The organism is Parabacteroides sp. Marseille-P3160 (assembly GCF_900162725.1).
Taxonomy (GTDB): domain Bacteria; phylum Bacteroidota; class Bacteroidia; order Bacteroidales; family Tannerellaceae; genus Marseille-P3160.
Genome location: NZ_LT799418.1, coordinates 3147294 through 3165080 on the forward strand (window position 1 = coordinate 3147294; position 17787 = coordinate 3165080).

At 44.5% G+C, this 17787-nt stretch carries 11 protein-coding genes; 2 read left to right on the forward strand and 9 right to left on the reverse strand.

What is annotated here, in order from left to right; translation table 11 throughout:
* Nucleotides 1-840, reverse strand: coding sequence for a hypothetical protein (locus BQ8014_RS12555; RefSeq protein WP_080904648.1), 840 nt, complete (start codon nt 838-840; stop codon nt 1-3).
* Between the two features lie 337 nt (nt 841-1177).
* Nucleotides 1178-1654, reverse strand: a complete 477-nt coding sequence (locus tag BQ8014_RS12560) for an SPOR domain-containing protein (protein WP_080904649.1) — start codon at nt 1652-1654, stop codon at nt 1178-1180.
* Nucleotides 1655-1767: 113 nt separating this feature from the next.
* On the opposite strand from BQ8014_RS12560, the gene BQ8014_RS12565 reads away from it, so the two are divergent.
* Both BQ8014_RS12565 and upp read left to right on the forward strand, forming a co-directional pair.
* The gene (locus BQ8014_RS12565; RefSeq protein ID WP_234998038.1) at nt 1768-3840 is read left to right on the forward strand and encodes a dipeptidyl-peptidase Dpp5; all 2073 of its coding nucleotides are present in this window, start codon (nt 1768-1770) and stop codon (nt 3838-3840) included.
* 16 nt (nt 3841-3856) lie between these two features.
* Entirely contained in the window at nt 3857-4507 is a 651-nt protein-coding gene (gene upp, locus BQ8014_RS12570; protein ID WP_080904651.1) for a uracil phosphoribosyltransferase, read from the forward strand.
* 93 nt (nt 4508-4600) lie between these two features.
* Here upp and BQ8014_RS12575 read toward each other — a convergent pair whose 3' ends face one another.
* The 7 genes from BQ8014_RS12575 to BQ8014_RS12605 all read right to left on the reverse strand — a co-directional run bounded on the left by BQ8014_RS12575 (nt 4601) and on the right by BQ8014_RS12605 (nt 17645).
* A complete protein-coding gene (locus tag BQ8014_RS12575) occupies nt 4601-8044 on the reverse strand; it encodes a 3-keto-alpha-glucoside-1,2-lyase-like domain-containing protein (protein WP_080905959.1) in 3444 nt (1147 codons plus the stop codon).
* 17 nt (nt 8045-8061) lie between these two features.
* On the reverse strand, nt 8062-9318 hold the full coding sequence (locus BQ8014_RS12580) for a Gfo/Idh/MocA family oxidoreductase (RefSeq protein WP_080904652.1): 1257 nt from the start codon (nt 9316-9318) through the stop codon (nt 8062-8064).
* Nucleotides 9319-9453: 135 nt separating this feature from the next.
* Nucleotides 9454-10119, reverse strand: coding sequence for a 3-keto-disaccharide hydrolase (locus tag BQ8014_RS12585; RefSeq protein WP_080904653.1), 666 nt, complete (start codon nt 10117-10119; stop codon nt 9454-9456).
* 18 nt (nt 10120-10137) lie between these two features.
* Nucleotides 10138-11481 carry a Gfo/Idh/MocA family protein gene (locus BQ8014_RS12590; protein ID WP_080904654.1) on the reverse strand — a complete coding sequence of 448 codons (1344 nt, stop codon included), beginning with the start codon at nt 11479-11481 and terminating at the stop codon, nt 10138-10140.
* A 24-nt stretch (nt 11482-11505) separates the two neighbouring features.
* Nucleotides 11506-12429, reverse strand: coding sequence for a DUF1735 domain-containing protein (locus BQ8014_RS12595; protein WP_080904655.1), 924 nt, complete (start codon nt 12427-12429; stop codon nt 11506-11508).
* A gap of 30 nt (nt 12430-12459) precedes the next feature.
* The gene (locus BQ8014_RS12600; protein ID WP_080904656.1) at nt 12460-14310 is read right to left on the reverse strand and encodes a RagB/SusD family nutrient uptake outer membrane protein; all 1851 of its coding nucleotides are present in this window, start codon (nt 14308-14310) and stop codon (nt 12460-12462) included.
* 11 nt (nt 14311-14321) lie between these two features.
* A complete protein-coding gene (locus BQ8014_RS12605) occupies nt 14322-17645 on the reverse strand; it encodes a TonB-dependent receptor (protein WP_234998039.1) in 3324 nt (1107 codons plus the stop codon).
* Nucleotides 17646-17787 lie beyond the last annotated feature (142 nt).

Sequence of the window (17787 nt, forward strand, 5' to 3'; positions counted from 1 at the left end):
CTAAGGCCAAGCTAACTCATTATCTATATTATTGCCGGATGAGCCGACCACGATCCCGATCACTCCGAGCCCACCTAACAAGACCATTCCGGTTATCGTACCGAATTGCGAGCTCTTTTTTACGTAAAACGTATCCCCGCGCTTCCCCCAGGTATCCGGATATCGGGCCGGAGAAATACTGCCGGCCTTTATGAGGCGCGAGATATAGAAATCCTGATCAAAAACAATCGGATCGCCAAGTTGCCCGGGTCGATCTCCTTCGGTATAAATAGTTAGGTAGCTGCTGAAATAAAAAGGCGTCGTCGAAGGCGCATACTCAATCGACCGGACAGTAACAATTTCACCGACAGATGTTTGAAGAGCCATCTTCTGATATTCTTCATTCGGGATTTTGTAAAAAGTAAAGTTTGCCAAATTCAAAGGAGATTGTTCAATCTTTGAATAAGGGGGAACGAACGTAAGATTTTTAGGCAACACGACTTCTCCTCCGAAAGTGCCGGAAACATTCTTGTTAATGATATCGGCTGAAAGCCTACCGTCCATATGAATGTTTTCTGCCCAATAGCTGGTTGCTTTCTCATCGACAATTAAAGCGGAACGTTTCCAATCCACATATAACGGAGCATTTGTCTTATTGTAAACGCTGATCCGGACCGGAGCATTTTCCCCGTCGAAGCGATAAGTTACCTGAGCCGTATCATTTTCAAAAACGAAATCGCCCTGTTCATTTTTTATATCCTGATATTGACTCACGGCATCAATTCTGGAGTAATAATAGGTTGAGCAGGAAGTTGCGAAAAACAACAACACCAAACAGCTCAACAAATAATTGTTTTTCATATTAATTCTCCTTTTATCTCACTTCTACAAAGCTATAATACTTTTTGGAAACATAGATCGATTTTATCTGTTTTTAACCGGGATCTGCCTAAAAAAACAGATGCCAACCTTAAAAATTCAACAGTTTTTTTTGCATCCGTCCAGCCAACTAATTTTATCGCGATAAAGTGGGGGAACAAGGAGAAAAAGGCTATCCGGAAAAAGTAAACGGGTAGGGAAAATCGAGTATACTGGATTTCATAAACGAGTGCACTCAATGAAATCATTGAGTGCACTCGTTTTTCAGGACGGCGCAATGCCTTTCAGGCAACCTCCTTCCTATATCATAATAAAGTTATTAATACTGACGTTCCAACAACCAGGCATCCTGAAAGTTAGGCGCATATTTAGCTTTAATCGCATCGCGACTTTCGGCCGCATCGGCCTTGTTGTCGAAACTGGTTACGATGACGCGTAACATACCTTGTTCGTTCTGGCCCAAGATCGGACTGTAACCTTCATTCTGCATCCGTTCTTTTAATGCATAGGCATTGGTTTTATTCTGGAAGCTACCGATAACCACGCTGAAACGTCTTAAACCTGTACCGTCTTCTCCTGAAGCCGGCCTTATCTTCTCTGTACGGGTCGTCGCGTTAGAGGTTCGCGGCTTCGAGACTGGAGCCACTTCAACGATTTCTTCCTTTTCTACCGGGGCGGCAACTTCTTTCTCTTTGGCTTGTTCGTAAGCAGCTTTGTATGCGCTTTGTTTAGGTTTACATGAACCACAGGCCAAGACCAGACACACAGCAGTTCCAAATAACCAAATTTTATTCATATCTGTTAGTTCTTATAATTTGATTCGCAAAGATATAAATTATAATTATTAATTTCGCAGTCGAATATAATTTTCTACAACATATGATAAGGAATTCTATAGGAACGATACTTATGTCTACATCTGTATTATTAGGCGCTTGCTCGACAACAGAAAAGAGAACAGAAGAAGCGGCTCCGCTCATTGGGCGCGCCGAAGTAAATATAACGGACGGCTTGTTGACTCCCGAAGTGCTTTACAGCATGGGGCGCATCAGCGACGCCAGGCTTTCTCCGGATGGGAAACGAGTGCTTTACGGCGTTACGTTCTTCAGCATCGAACAGAATAAAGGCAACCGCGAACTGTTTGTCGTCAACCTCGACGGTTCGGACCGCCGCCAGATCACGCAGACTCCGGAAAGCGAACAAAATGCCGTCTGGATCAACGGAGGCAAAGAAATAGCATTCCTTTCTTCCGAAAGCGGAAGTTCCCAACTCTGGATCATGAAGCCGGACGGTTCCGATCGCCGCCGGGTAAGCGAATATGCAGGGGGCATCAACGGCTTCCGCTTTTCACCCGATGAGAAGCAATTGCTTTTCATCAGTGAAATTCCGGTAGAAAACCAAACCAAAAAGCGTTATCCCGATCTCCCGAAAGCTACCGGGCGCATCATCGACGATCTGATGTATAAGCATTGGAACGAATGGGTGGAAACCATTCCGCATCCTTTCCTCGCTCCGTTCGACGGGAAAAAGCTGGGGGAAGCAACCGACCTGATGGAAGGTGAACCGTATGAATCGCCCATGAAACCATTCAGCGGCATCGAAGACTTGGCTTGGAGCCCCGACGGGAAAGCGATTGCATACGTCTCCCGCAAGAAAACCGGACTTGAATATGCCGTTTCCACCAATTCGGACATATACCTATATAATATAGCAACCAAGGCGACAACCAACCTGACGGAAGGGATGATGGGATACGACACGTATCCCGCATTCTCTCCCGACGGAAGCAAGCTGGCCTGGATCAGCCAGGAGCGCGATGGTTACGAAGCGGATAAAAAGCGACTTTTCATTCTCGATATAGCCTCGGGTGAAAAGCAGGACTTATCAACGGAATTCGACTACAACGTCGATGCGATCAAGTGGAAAGCGGACAACCAATCCCTCTACTTCATCGCCTGCAAGGAAGCGTTAACCCATATCTGGGAGATCGACCTGAAGAAACAGATCCGCCGGATCACGAGCGGACAGTATGACTTTGTAGACATGGACGCCGCCGCCGGACAGATGGTGGCGATCCGGCAATCCATGCAGGAACCCTCCGAAGTGTTCCGCGTGAACCTGCAAAACGGGGAAGTTGCCGAAATCAGCTTCGAAAACAAAGCCATCGAGGAGCGGCTAACAAAGGGAAAAGTGGAACCACGTTGGATCAAGACGACGGATGGGAAACAGATGCTGACCTGGATCGTTTATCCGCCGAATTTCGACCCGAGCAAGAAGTATCCTGCCCTGCTCTATTGCCAGGGCGGCCCGCAAAGTACGGTCAGTCAGTTCTGGAGCTACCGGTGGAACCTGCAAATCATGGCGGCTAACGGCTATATCATTGTCGCCCCAAATCGCCGCGGGCTTCCCGGCTTCGGCAAGGAATGGCTCGAACAAATCAGCGGCGATTACGGTGGGCAGAACATGAAGGATTACTTCTCAGCCATCGACGAAATGGCGAAAGAGCCCTATGTGGATGCCGCCCATCTGGGAGCCATCGGCGCAAGTTACGGGGGCTTCTCCATCTACTGGTTGGCCGGCCATCACCAGAAGCGCTTCAAGGCCTTCATCGCCCATGCGGGCATCTTCAACTTGGAGCAGCAATATCTGGAAACCGAAGAGATGTGGTTCGCCAACTGGGATATGGGCGGCGCTTATTGGGACAAGAGCAATGCCGTGGCCCAGCGTACCTTCGCCAACTCACCTCATCTTTTTGTCGACAAATGGGATACGCCGATTCTCGTAACGCACGGCGAACTCGATTACCGTATCCTGGCTTCACAGGGGATGGCCGCATTCAACGCAGCCAAACTGCGAGGCATTCCGGCCGAAATGCTTATTTATCCTGATGAATGCCATTGGATCGCCCAACCGCAAAACGGAGTGCTTTTTCAGCGCGTTTTCTTTGATTGGCTGGACAAATGGTTGAAAGAAAACAAATAAATAATCAGTAACAAGTATGCAGATATATCATCTTGGGGAAGTAAATTCGATCCTCAACCATTTTGTTGCGGAGCTGCGGGATGTGGAAAGGCAAAAAGACAGGCTTCGCTTCCGGCGAAATATCGAACGCATAGGCGAAATCATGGCCTACGAAATCAGCAAACAATTCGGGTATAGCACCAAACAGGTAGAAACTCCGCTGGGGATCGCTCCCATGCCTACTCCGGATGATCAGATCGTGATCAGCACCATCCTCCGGGCCGGCCTGCCTTTCCATCAGGGTTTCCTGAGCTATCTGGATTATGCGGAAAATGCGTTCGTTTCGGCCTATCGCAAATACAAGGATCGCTTGAATTTCGACATTCATATCGAATACATTGCTTCTCCTTCCATCGAAGGAAAGACCTTGATCATCACCGATCCGATGCTAGCGACCGGCAGCTCCATGGAACTGGCCTATAAAGCCCTGCTCACAAAAGGTACGCCCGCGCAGGTACATGTGGCAACCATCATAGCCAGCCAGCAGGCCGTTGATTATATAAAGCAAAAGATGCCTGAGATATCGACGCTTTCGGCGGCGGCCATCGATCCGGAACTGGATGATCATTCCTACATTCTGCCCGGACTGGGCGATGCGGGAGATCTTGCCTACGGACAAAAAGAATAAAAAAACGTATCTCTCTTACTTTTTCAAGCAGAGAGATACGTTTTTTATGGATTGCCTGTCAAAAAAATCTCGAAAACAGATGTCTCTTAAGGGTCATTTCAATTCTTTAATCCGGATATTGCGGAATTTAAGAGGAGAACCATGTCCCAGGAAACCGATATGGCCGGTCTTATTGAACAACCCGGGATGTTGTTTTTTGTCCGGTGTTCCGTTTTTGACCGCTTCGCGGATATTCCCGTCGACAACGACTTTACCATTCACCGTTACCCGGATATGATCTCCGTCGGCATAAATTTCCTCATAATTCCATTCGCCGACCGGTTTCAAGGCGTCGCGCTTGGCGCCGATAATGCCGTAGACGGAACCGTGCGGTTGAAGCGGAGTAATGTCCTTGTAGACCGGATGGCGATCATCGAGAATCTGGATCTCCATCCCCACATAGGCGGCATCTCCTTCCATGGGAGTGCGGATTCCGACCCCATTGTTTGCTGCCGGCGTCAGTTGGAACTCAAAGCGGAAAATAAAGTTGCCATATTCTTTTTTCGTGTAGAGGTTCCCTCCGAAACTTTTGCTGGGATAAACGGAGATTACTCCGTCTTCCAGGCGATAATCCGCCAGGTTACCGGTCCATTCATGCATATTGGTTCCATCGAATAGGACTTGGAAATCTTCCTTCTTTTCTTCATCGGATAACTGGAAAGGTTGGACGCGAGGCAATTCTTTCACGTAGATATTACGATAATAAACCTTGCTGCCGTGCGCCTGCAATTCGAGCTGTTCTGTCGGGAATATAGGCTTCGAACGATCCCAATAGTTTTCAAGGATTACATTATCCGTTACCAATTCGCCGTTCAGGCGGACGGTTACCCGGTCTCCCACCATTTTGATATAGAACGTATTCCACTCTCCCAACTCGTTATCAGCCACTTTCAGCGGCTTGCTTTCGTTTACTTGGTTATTATAAAGTCCACCGGAACCGACCTGCGCTCCGACATTGACACGGGAAGTATCCCATATCTGTACCTGGGGCGTACCCCGGAGGTAAATGCCTGCATCGGCTTCCGGACCGGCCGGATCCAATTTCCAGTCGATATACATCTCGAAATCGCCATATTGCTTCTCGGTGCAGAGATTATCGAATCCGGCGCCATCGAAAGCCAGCAATCCGTCTACGACTTTCCAGTCCTTACGCATCTGCTCGTCGGCTTTGGCCTGCGCTTTTGCCAATTGGGCCGGTTTCATCTGCGCCCGCTTGATCGGATTCTCAACTAATCCTTTCCAACCGTTTAAGTCTTTTCCGTTGAAAATAGAAACAAATCCTTCCTCTTTCGGCATCTCGGATAGATGTTTACGTATCGCCTCTTTCTGGTAACCGGCATCCGGATTATCCAACACATCAATCACCTTATTCAGCAGCGTTTTTACCTCCTGCCCCGTGTATTCGGGATGATTGAGGGCGGTGTTCATCACCGCATTCGCCGCCTCCTGTTGAATTGCCGGCTGACCGATAAACTCGCCGGCATAAAGCAAACCGAGGAATGTCCCGGCGTTACCGATTTCCTTCAGTATCCGGTTCTTCTGAGCATCTGTCTTGGCAATCTCCATGGCTTTTCTCAGGAAGATGACCCGGTTTTCTCCCGACAACGAGGGACGGGATACCCGTGAGATATAAGCGTCCAATGCCCGATCAAAATAAGAGTTTAATGACGGTTGTGTACAAACGGCATATAATTCTCCGGCAACATCAAATCCTTTCCAGGTCAGCAATGCTTCAAATGCAGCATCCCGCGCGGCGCCTGTCTCCTTCTTGAAACCATCGGAGATTAAGGCCAGCGCTTTCGGTTCGCCCGTAGCGGCAAGAACGGTATAATAAAGATAGGCCTTGGAAGATCCCGCCTGCAACATCCGGGCGGTAACCATCTTCACCTGCTGCGCTCCCGGTTGTTCGGACACAGCCGTAATGACCGCCTGCTGTAAAGGAGCAACTGTAGCGGCATCAGCCGTTTCCAGCATCCCGCAAAGAAGGGTGAAATCTTTTTCGGAGGCAACGTCCTTTAAGGCTTTATAAGCGGCTGCCTTCACTTCAGGAGTTCCGCTTTTGACTTGCTCCAAAACACTGTTGATGTAAGAGGTTGCCTTTCTGGTTGCCAGCAATTCAATCCCGGCGATCTTTCCGGCATCACTTGCAGAAGAAATCGTACGCGCTACCGTCGGAGAAATATCCCCTTTGAAAGCCGTCAGGGCGTCCTGACCAAGTAAAACGACCTGTTTATCCGAAGAAGTTAAAAGGCCGGCCAATACGGGGATAAACTGCTCATCGCCGATCTTTGCCAGCGTCCAGACGGCAGCCTGCTTTACAGCAAAGTCCGAACTGGCAACCTGATTGGTCAGCACCTTGGATCCCGGAAGATCGAACTTGACTTCCAGATTTTTGATCAGTTCATATTTTTCAGGAAGTTTGCTTTCACGGCCGATCCAGTTCAACAGATCCACCTTTACTTCCGGCTTGGCTTTCTGAAGCGCTTTATAAATTTCAATATAACTCTCCCTGGTAGCATATCCGGAGGCATAATTCAATGCCGCATTGCGATATTCCTTGTCCGGATCCTTCAACGCATCGAGCACCGTTTGGATATCGCCGCCTTTTGCATCCAGCAGGATTCCTAATGCTGCTGCACGGGTTCCCTCCTGATTTTGTTTCTTCGCGGCTTTTAACAGGTTTTTCGCCTCTTTCTCGGCAACTTTCGTATCTCCCCGGGATAACACATTCTTGATTAAATGGATATAGGCCTCGTTCGCTCCGGTTTTTTCCATGGTATAACCGGCCTTCTCAGCAGCCTCCGCTAAAGCCTTCAACGATGCGCTTGTACCGACACGGCTCAAAGCATATAAAACATCCTTTTCCAAATCAGTATCCCCGCTACCGAGTAAAGTCTGCAGGACATCTTCAGACCCCGTAATCTTCGCTTCGCCGATTGCCAACACAATTTCCTGTTTATTCTTCGTATTACTTGCCGTCTTCAAAGCCGACAGCAGAACGACGCCGGCTTTCTCACTGCCAATGGCTGCCAATGCAGAAGCGGCAGGACCGGCTAATGATTCGTCCGTCAGATAGCTACCCAGTTTATCCACGCTTTCATCCTGCCCGATCCTTTGCAATTGACGAATGATAAAAGCTTTTGTTTCCCGTTCATTCACCAGATCCAAAGCTTTCAAATAAGCATTGGCAACCGTCAATCGTTCCGACTCTTTCCCTTTGGCCGACACATAATGAGTTAATCCGCTTAAGGCGTAGTCCACTGCAACATTACTTCCTTGGCCGGGTGCATTGATTTTCTTCACCAAAGACAAGACGGTTGCTTCTCCGCCGTTACTTAAGTCCTGGATCAATTGGTTATATTTGGCCTGATTCCCGGCAGGCATCTGAGCCAGAACATCTGCCACCACTGTTTCCGTCGTACGGTTCGCCGGCGTCTGCGCCATCGACAAACTTCCACAAAGCAAGAAAGCGCCGATCGATAAGTATAGATTTTTCATGCTGTTTCCCTTTTTAATTAAATGTTCCATGGCGCACGTACCGGTTGGTCGAGCAGGCGATTCGCTGCTTCATCATCAATAAATTCCAGTTTTACAGGATCAAAATGTAAAGTCCGGTTCAAACGAAGAGCAACCGCTCCCATATTCACGATTGTAGCCGAACGAAACCCATTGCGTTCATTCAAAGCAAACGGCTGACGTGTCTTTACAGATTCAAGGAAGTCCGTCACTTGCGGTTCCGGTTCGGGATAGTCTGCCAGCTTTTTCTCCCAATTGGGTATATCACAGACAAAATCTTTATAGACATTCCCTTTCGGCCCTGCAATGTAAGGTGTATTGGGGTCGCCGAAATCATCGCCCCATAACACAATCTGGCAACCATCCTCATAGGTATAGGTAATAGAACGCCAAGTACCCACGGCATCCGGATGTTGCTGGGGAGCATCCACTTCCACCTTTATCGGACTGGTTTCGTCTTTACCGAGAAAATATTGTACCGGATCGATATAATGCTGTCCCATGTCGCCAAGACCTCCGCCATCATAATCCCAATATCCGCGGAAAGTCTGATGTACCCGATGGGCGTTATAAGGTTTGTATGGAGCCGGGCCGAGCCAGAAATCATAATCCAATTCGGGAGGAACAGATTGCGGTTCAAGATACTCTTTCCCTACCCAGAAAAATTTCCAATTAAAGCCTGTATGCTTGCTGATGGTCACTTTCAAGGGCCAACCGAGCAGGCCGCTTTGCACCAACTTTTTCAGCGGTTTGACGGGAGTACCCAATCCATAGAACGGATCTTTAAAACGGAACCAGGTGTTCAGGCGGAAGATCCGTCCGTATTGTTTCACCGCCTCCATCACACGCTTGCCCTCGCCGATCGTCCGGGTCATCGGTTTCTCACACCAGATATCCTTTCCCGCCTTAGCCGCTTCCACCGACATGATGCCATGCCAATGCGGCGGGGTAGCAATATGCACAATGTCCACATTCGGATCCAAAATCAGGTCCCGGAAATCATGATAAGCGGCAATCTTATCGCTTACCAACGCCTTCCCCAATTCCAAATGATTCTTATCCACATCACAGACGGCCACCAGACGCGTGCCGGCATAATTGACATGTCCGCGTCCCATTCCTCCGGTTCCGATAATCCCCTTCGTCAACTGATCGCTCGGAGCAATAAATCCTCTCCCCAGGACTTGTCGCGGCACAATTGTAAAGAGTGCGACACCCCCCAGAGTTTTTAAAAAAGTTCTTCTGTTTGTCCCCATATATTTTACTTTAAAAAGAAATAGTGCCTATTATCTAACAAAATTAAGATATATATTCGAAAAAATCAACAATAAATAAAAGATTAAAAATAGATAGAGAAAAAGCAAAATTTCTATTTCTTACGATATATAGATTTATAATGACTTTATACGTATATTTCTGAATCTAACAGTAGAGTCATGCCCTAAAAAAGCAATATGTCCTTTAGGATTTAGTAAACCCGGCTGGATTTTTTCCAATGGAATACCCTTGGTTACCTTTTTAATATTGGTATCTAGAATCACAGTTCCGTTCAATATCACCATGATATTTGCTCCATCAGCAATTACCTCTTGCGTATTCCATTCGCCTGCAGGTTTCAAAAAGCCCCGTTTAGCCGGAGCATAGTTATATAGACCTCCATGATATTGGTAAGGCTTTAAATTTTCATATTGAGGATCATCATTATCTAATATCTGTAATTCCATGCCTAAGTACCCCTTACCTTTGGGCATAATGATGTGGCGAATCCCTAAGCCGTTATTTGCTCCGGGGGTCAACTGAAACTCAAAGCGCAGGATGAAATTATCATATTCTTCTTTCGAATATAGATTTCCAAAGCCGCCGGATCTCTTTACAATACATCCGTCTTCTACGATATATTCATCTGCATTATTGATCCAATTCTCCATAGAAGTCCCATCAAAAAGGATTTGGAAGCCATCCTTTTCCTCTTGTTTTGATAACTTATAGGGTTCTTCAGCATTTATACCTATCCAAAATGCAAAAGAAAAAAGTGCAGTTAAAGCAAAAAATTTCATATCATCGATCTTTTATTTTTATTTTTTCTTAGTTTCTTTTAAATTTTCAGGGTCCCAATAGATCACTTCTCCCCGTTCATAACTCATATAACTCAATAAAGCCGGAGCTGCCGAACGTACAGCAAACATTACGTCTGCTGTCAAAGGTGACTTATTCCGTATTCCGGAGAAAAAGTTATAAAAATGGTCGTAATGCCCGCCTCTATAATTATTATCCGCTTGAAAGGTTATTTCATTTTCTGAAGTCTGAACAGGAGTATCTATTCCCTGCCCGATTTTCTCCAATGCCTCTAATTCCCGGACATCAATAGAGCGGAGCATTTTTAAGGTAACTTTATCCCAACCAATGTCTATGGTTCCTTTTGAACCGACAATACGAAAATCCATGCTTCCCCATTTGCGGGAAATACCGTCTACATAATTCGCGCCCAATTGGACGGTGAATGCTCCCAGATTATTTCTGTCCGGATAATCAAAATAGCCTAACATGACATCCGGAGTATCTCTATAACCGTCCGTATAATAGCGAATGCCACCAGTTGTATATACTTTTTCCGGTCCGATAGCCCCTGTTATAAAATGAAGGCTTGCCAATACATGTACGTATAAATCCCCGGCAATACCTGTTCCGTAATCCTTCCAGTTACGCCAATAAAAAAAGCGCTGCGGGTCAAATGTATGCCAAGGGGCCTTTCCTAAAAAACGTTTCCACCAGATTGTTTCTTCCGAGGCATCTTCCGGAATAGGATAACGTCCAAGTTCCCCGGGAGCGCCGGTGAATTGTCCGTCTATAAAATTTATTTTTCCTATAATGCCCGTTTGAACTAATTGACGCGCTTTGCGATTCCCCAAAGAAGCCATTCCTTGACTACCCGGCTGGAAATAAACGCCGCTGGTTTGTTGGGCATCTATAAGGGCTTTGCCTTCTTTTATTTTATGAATAACCGGTTTTTCACAATAAACATGCTTTCCCGCTTTCATTGCCTCAATGGAAATTGGTTGATGCCAGTGATCAGGAGTAGCAATGATTACGGCGTCTACATCCTCGCGTTTCAATATTTCATGATAGTCTTTTGTTATAAAAAGATGTTCTCCCCATTGTTTTCGGGCTTGTTCCAAACGGGTATCATACAAATCACAGACGGCAACCAGCTTCACACCTTCAACCGATAATGCGGTTTGGGTATCGGCCGTTCCCATCCCTCCTTTTCCGATCAGAGCGATACGGATCTCTTGAATTGCAGATTGGTTTAGGGCCGACATATTACGCTTGCTCTCTTGTCCCAATAATATCCGGGATACAGGAGGCAACAATAGACCTCCTGCAACCATTTGTTTAATAAACTTTCTTCGAACTGTCATATTTTTATGATTGGCCTGCTAAAGTTAATTATCTTCAGCAAAAGAAACAACATAAAGTAACAGATTGGCATCCGGATTTATTCCATGCATTGAGACAGTAGCTAAACGTATGGGAAGTATATAATCGCCAAGTAGATTTTCACCATTTTCAGAGATCAATCCTTGCTTTTTTAATTTAACTTCCACGTATTGTTCGTCCCATTTAGCCGGAATTTTCCAGAATGATTTATTATACTCGTATGCCGCTTCAGGAAGGAGTTTATAAGAAGTGTTATGCGCCTCGTTATAAGCTTTCAGTGCTGAAAGATCTGTCTCCAAGGTATATGTAAGATCCCACTGATTATGGTAGTTCGTAGTTACTTTCGTATAAAAGACCTGTTCGTCATCGGAACTTGGGACAAAGGAAGAACCGGGTTTCATCAGCCCTGTATCCTTTAGCCTTAAATAGGGTTGTTCCACCTTAGGCGTTAAAATGGCGAATGTCGCCATCTCATCCGCTGCTTCTATTGAATTGTTCAATATCTGCATTCGGCAAGGCAAAGCATATTGACTTTCGTTCCCTTCCAATTTGAGTAAGGCTTCCGGATTAAAATCCACTTGAAAAGACTTCCGGTAATCTTCTTTTTCAAAAGAAAGTTCCGGGACTTTTACAGAATAACAATCATCCGGCATTATTTTATAAGAAGTACCGTTTTTCTGGTTGTAATCAGAGAGCAATGCCTCGTCAATTACAAGCTTCACTTGCGCCTTCTGAAGTCCTTTTCCTCCTTTTATTGCATATAGATCATAAGTATAAATACCCCAGTTAAATATCGTCGGCGCATTCAGACCGGATTCATTCAGATAGATCTTGTCGTCTACCATATATTCATTCAAATAATCCTGCCCACAAGACGGTGCAAACAACAGCATTGCCAAAGACAGGCAGAATAATAGATCTTTTTTCATATCGTATAAGCTTTTATTTTATTATCAATATTACCAACCCTGATTTTGAGTCATATTCTTCATCTCATTCAATTGTGCCTGATTGATGGGGAAGAAATAATGCTTCGATTGGAAAACTCGCTTGCTGGTCCAGACCTGGTCTGTACGCTCCCAGGAACCTTCATAGGTAGTTGCTTTGACATTCCTGCACCAATTCGACCCATTCATTTCTTTCTCCGCAATCATCCAACGACGAACATCATTATAGCGATGACATTCGAAAGCCAGTTCAACCATCCGTTCTTTTTGAATTAATGTACGTAATAAGGATTGATTATTTTTAACCTCAGGATAAGCTTCTTCCAGTTTATTCAGACCGGCTCGCGCTCTGACCATATTGATATATTTCAGTGATTCTTCCTCATTCCGGTTCGGTTTCTCATTGCAAGCTTCTGCATAGTTTAAATAGATTTCGGCCAAACGGTAGTAGGGCCAGAAAATACGTCCCCAATTCCCATTTTCCATATCCAGTTTCGGATCAGTCATTCTACGCCATAGATAACCGACTTTTACACAGTCGCCTGAGCCTGTATAAGAAGAGGTTCCCCCATCATAGAAAGTAATTAGTTTAACTCCATTATACGTATTGTAGAAATTGAATCCATTAGCCAAGACAGAGGCATAGAAACGGGCGTCACGCCCCACACAACTATTATGAGCTTTGATGGTTGTATAGCCGTGCGCTTGATCTTCCAGCGGATGCTCATAACCTTCCGTAAAGCCTTCGTCTGAATAACCCGATTTCGGATCAATAATCGGAGAACCGTTTGCATTATAACCATTGACAGGATAACGACCGGATTCAGCCATCGGATAAGTATCGACCAATTTGATGGAGGGGGCAAAACCACCATAACCGGTCTTAACCGCACGCGGAGGCAAACAACGTACGTTCAACGCCATACCATCCGTATACCAAGCTCCCCAGATCACTTCATTGTTCCATTCCTCAAGAGTTACCCCTTGATAAGATTTAATAGCCTTACGAAATGGATCCGTTTCGGTTTTATCTTCATATAAAGAGAAAAGATTCAAATCAATTACGGCTTTTGCCGCTTGAGCCGCTTTTTCCCATTTATTCGGATCTGTAGATTGTGGAAACAAAGACTCTCCATCCTTATTTTTCATCGTTTTATATAAATCGCAGCCATTAAATAACGGACTGGCAGCATAAAGCAACAGACGGGATTTAGCCGCCATTACAATCGCTTTGTTGACGCGTCCATACCACATCGGATCCGTGGTTGTCAAAGGCAGGTTTTCTATCGCCTTGTCATATTCGGATTCGATAAAATCCAAATTAACTTCCAGTGGATGACGGTCGACGTCTTCTGCATGTATCAACATATCAGGAGCCTGGTCTCCCCAGATAAAAACAGGGCCGTACTGACAGACTAATTCGAAATAGAAATAAGCTCTCAGAAAACGGACTTCCGCTTTCATATGTGTACGGACCTCTTCTGTTACATCCATACATTTATCTATATTATCCATAAAAATAGTCGCTTGATTAATTGCCTCATACTTTCCTTTCCATATATTAAAAGCACCTGTAGTAGGCCCCCAGGTACCATCATTAAACACCAAATGGCTTACCCCTGCATACCAGGAAAATAAGGCTTCATCGCTACGGGGGACGGCACTTCCGGCATCCGATAGCCAGTTGTAGGAGTCCGGTAAATAGTCATATATATGTGCCAAATAGCGTTCGGTTGTCTCACGCTTACTGAAAGCTTCGTCTTGTGTCATTTGGTTATCCAATACCACATCCAGATAGTCACAGGATGTAACTAATCCCAGAAATAAACCGATTGCCAATCCTATATATTTTGTCTTTTTCATCTCTTTTACTTTTAAAAATTAAGATTCATACCCAATATTATATTGCGCATTTGAGGATATACATTCCCATAGTTTGTATCCAGTTCAGGATCCCACAATTTAAATCCGCTAAAAGTTAATAAATTAACTCCTTGAACATAAAAACGAAGGGTTGATAGACCTGTCTTTTTAATCAGATTTTTGGGTAAGGAATAACCGATTTCTGCATTTTTAAGGCGTAAAAAACTCATATCACGCAACCAAAAAGTGGAAGAACGGGAATTATTAGCATTAGACACCATAGACATACGGGGATACTCGGCATCCGGATCACGGGTAAATTCTTTCCAGCGGTTTTCGGCAACATCTTTATATATCTGACCATAATACAGGATAGATCCGCTTTCACCATATAAATTACTACCTCCGATTACGCGGGTTACATGATCCACTCCTTGAAAGAATACGGACGCATCAAAGTTTTTCCATCGTGAACTGACACCAAAACCATAATTGATTTCCGGAATAGTTGTGTAGCCGATTGCAACCTCGTCATTATCATCAATGATGCCATCACTGTTTATGTCACGGTATTTAATATCACCGATGCGCGTTTCACCGAATGTCTGTTGAGGACTATTAGCTAAATCTTCCTCTGATTCGAACAACCCCATTGCTATCAGTCCACGAAGTTGTCCTTGCGGGAAACTGGCCGAGCTACGATAGGGCCAAACAGGAGTTGGAGCATCATCATACAAACGCTTATTACGGTTGAATGTGAAATTTCCACGCGCAGATATATACCAATCTTTATCAATCCGCTTTTCATATTCCAACGACATGTCAATGCCTTGGTTCTTCATACGTCCCAGGTTGACATATTGTGTTACGTTGATACCCACAACGGAAGGAATACTTTGTTGTTGGATATAAATGCCTTCGCGCTTTTCATAGAAATAGTCCAGATTCATCTTGAATTGGTCGAATAATCCCAGTTCCAAGCCTACATCGGCTTTTTTGGCTGTTTCCCAGGAAACATTCGGGTTACCCGGATGTCCGGTCGCTATGCCTACATACCATTTGATTTGATCACGTCCGAAATTATATCCTCCTGTATTTGTGTTCATTTCGGAGTTAAAGGCAAAACGACGGTCTCCCCCAATCTTATCATTACCAATCTCTCCATAAGAACCTTTAATTTTTAAAAGATTGACAACATGTATTATAGGTTTCCAATATTCTTCGTTACTAATCATATAACCGATAGCAACGGATGGAAAGAAACCGAATTGTTTGTCCGGAGCGAAGTTTTCAGAGCCATTGTAACCAAAATTAAATTCAGTGAAATACTTATCCATGAATGAATAAGTAGCACGGCCGGCAACACCTATATTCTTTTCCGGAAAAGACTTGATATAATCACTTCCGGGAAAATTATCCTTATATTCACGCATAGTGAATAAAAACAAACCACTGACACGGTGTTTCTCCGCAAAAAGCCTTTCATAAGTAGTAGATGCTTCCAAATTCATCGAATAGCTGCCACGGTTAGATACTGCCAGGTTCATGTAGTCGTTACCGTCCCTGTTTTTTTGGAATATCAGAATACCGTTTTCATCACGTCCTATAGCGATATATGTCGAAGGGGACATACGCTTGTCTTCCGTTGATTCATTACGGGCATCCCAGGAAAACTTAACATTCGCTTTCAATCCCGGAGTGATTATTTTTGAGAAGTCTTGGGTCAAACTGACTAAAGATTGTGCATTATTCCAGAAGTCTTGTGAGAAACCAGTATAATTCAAATCCAAATAGGGATTAGTCCCCACATCCGGCCTCGAAAGTGTGCCATCGGAATAAATCGGGACTACTGCTGTTGGAGGAACACGTACTGCGTTTGCGTACATCGTAGCCATATCTACCCCTAAACGCCTTTTTACTTCATATTGATTAGACATTGAAATTCCTAATTCTGTTGAACTTGTAATATCTATATCTACATTTGCCCGGAAATTAAATTTCTGATATTTTACCTGCGGATCGAAACGGAGATTGTCCGCAGGATTAAACACGCCTCCCTCGTTATAATATGACCCTCCAACATAATAACGAACTCGTTGACCGCCACCGGTTACATTAACATTTGCACGGACGTTATTAGACGAATTCTTAAAAATCATATCCATCCAATCCACTACAGGATAAAAATCCGGATCATAACCCGTCAGATATTTATTTTTTGTCATTGGCTGGAAAGCTAAATTGCCACCGGCAGCTAATGAAATATCATTATAATAATCAATCCATTGTCCGGCATCTGCGAGTTCAGCCATACGAATCGGACTGGAAACGCCGTATTCTACACGTGCGTTAATCGTCGGAGGAGCTTCTTTCCCACGCTTGGTCGTTATTAAGACAATTCCATTGGCCCCCCTTACCCCATATAGAGCTGTGGCCGTTGCATCTTTTAAAATGGAAAAAGAGGCAATATCTTCCGGGTCGACCAGATCCATGGAACGCTCAATACCGTCAACTAAGATTAGCGGAGTTGTATTTGCTCCGAACGAACTGACACCGCGTATCCAGAAATCCGCACCGGCACCCGGCTCGCCGGTACGCTGCATGACAACAACCCCGGCTAACTGACCTGCCAAACTGGTACTTAATTTAGCTACAGGCATTTTCAATTCATCAGCCGTAATGGTAGAGATCGAACCGATCACACTGGATTTCTTCTGCTTACCAAAAGCAACAACCGTGACTTCTTCCAATTCATCGATTTTCTGAATCAATTTTACTATAATTGTTCTCTGGTTACCCACTTTTATTTCCTGATCTTGCATTCCCAAATAGGTAAAGAGAAGCGTTTCCTCAGGAGAAACTTCTATCTCAAACGAACCGTCCAAGTCGGTTGTTACCCCCCGTGTACTTCCCTTTACGGTAATACCCGCTCCGGGTAAAGGTTCATTTTGCTCGTCCGTTACCTTGCCTTGTAAAAATCTTTTTTGTTGTGCAGAGATGGGATTGGGGCCGATACCGATAGTGCGAGCTTTTTTGGAGAGAGAAATAAAAATCTGCCGGTCTCTTATTACATAAGAATTATTCGTACCTTCAAATAACTGATCTAAAATTTTATTGATGGTCGCATTTTTAACATCTAATTTCACTAAACGATTTGATTCTATGATATCATCATAATAGAAAAAAACATATTCGCTTTTCTTCTCTATCTCATCAAATACCTCTTTTACTGTCTTATCTTTTATATTTAATGACAATAGCGTTGCCTGAGAATATAAATTATTTGCTACACAAACATGAAGCCCAAGAATTAGACATAAAAAGATTTGCTTCATAACTCTGATGAGTTTGTCTAAACTTTTGATATTTTGCATATCTTTGTACGATTAAGGATTAATAATACGATAATTAGTCTTTGAATTAGGCCAGATAATCGTGACGTGATTATCTGGCTTTTTAAATTTTGAGGTTGGTTTT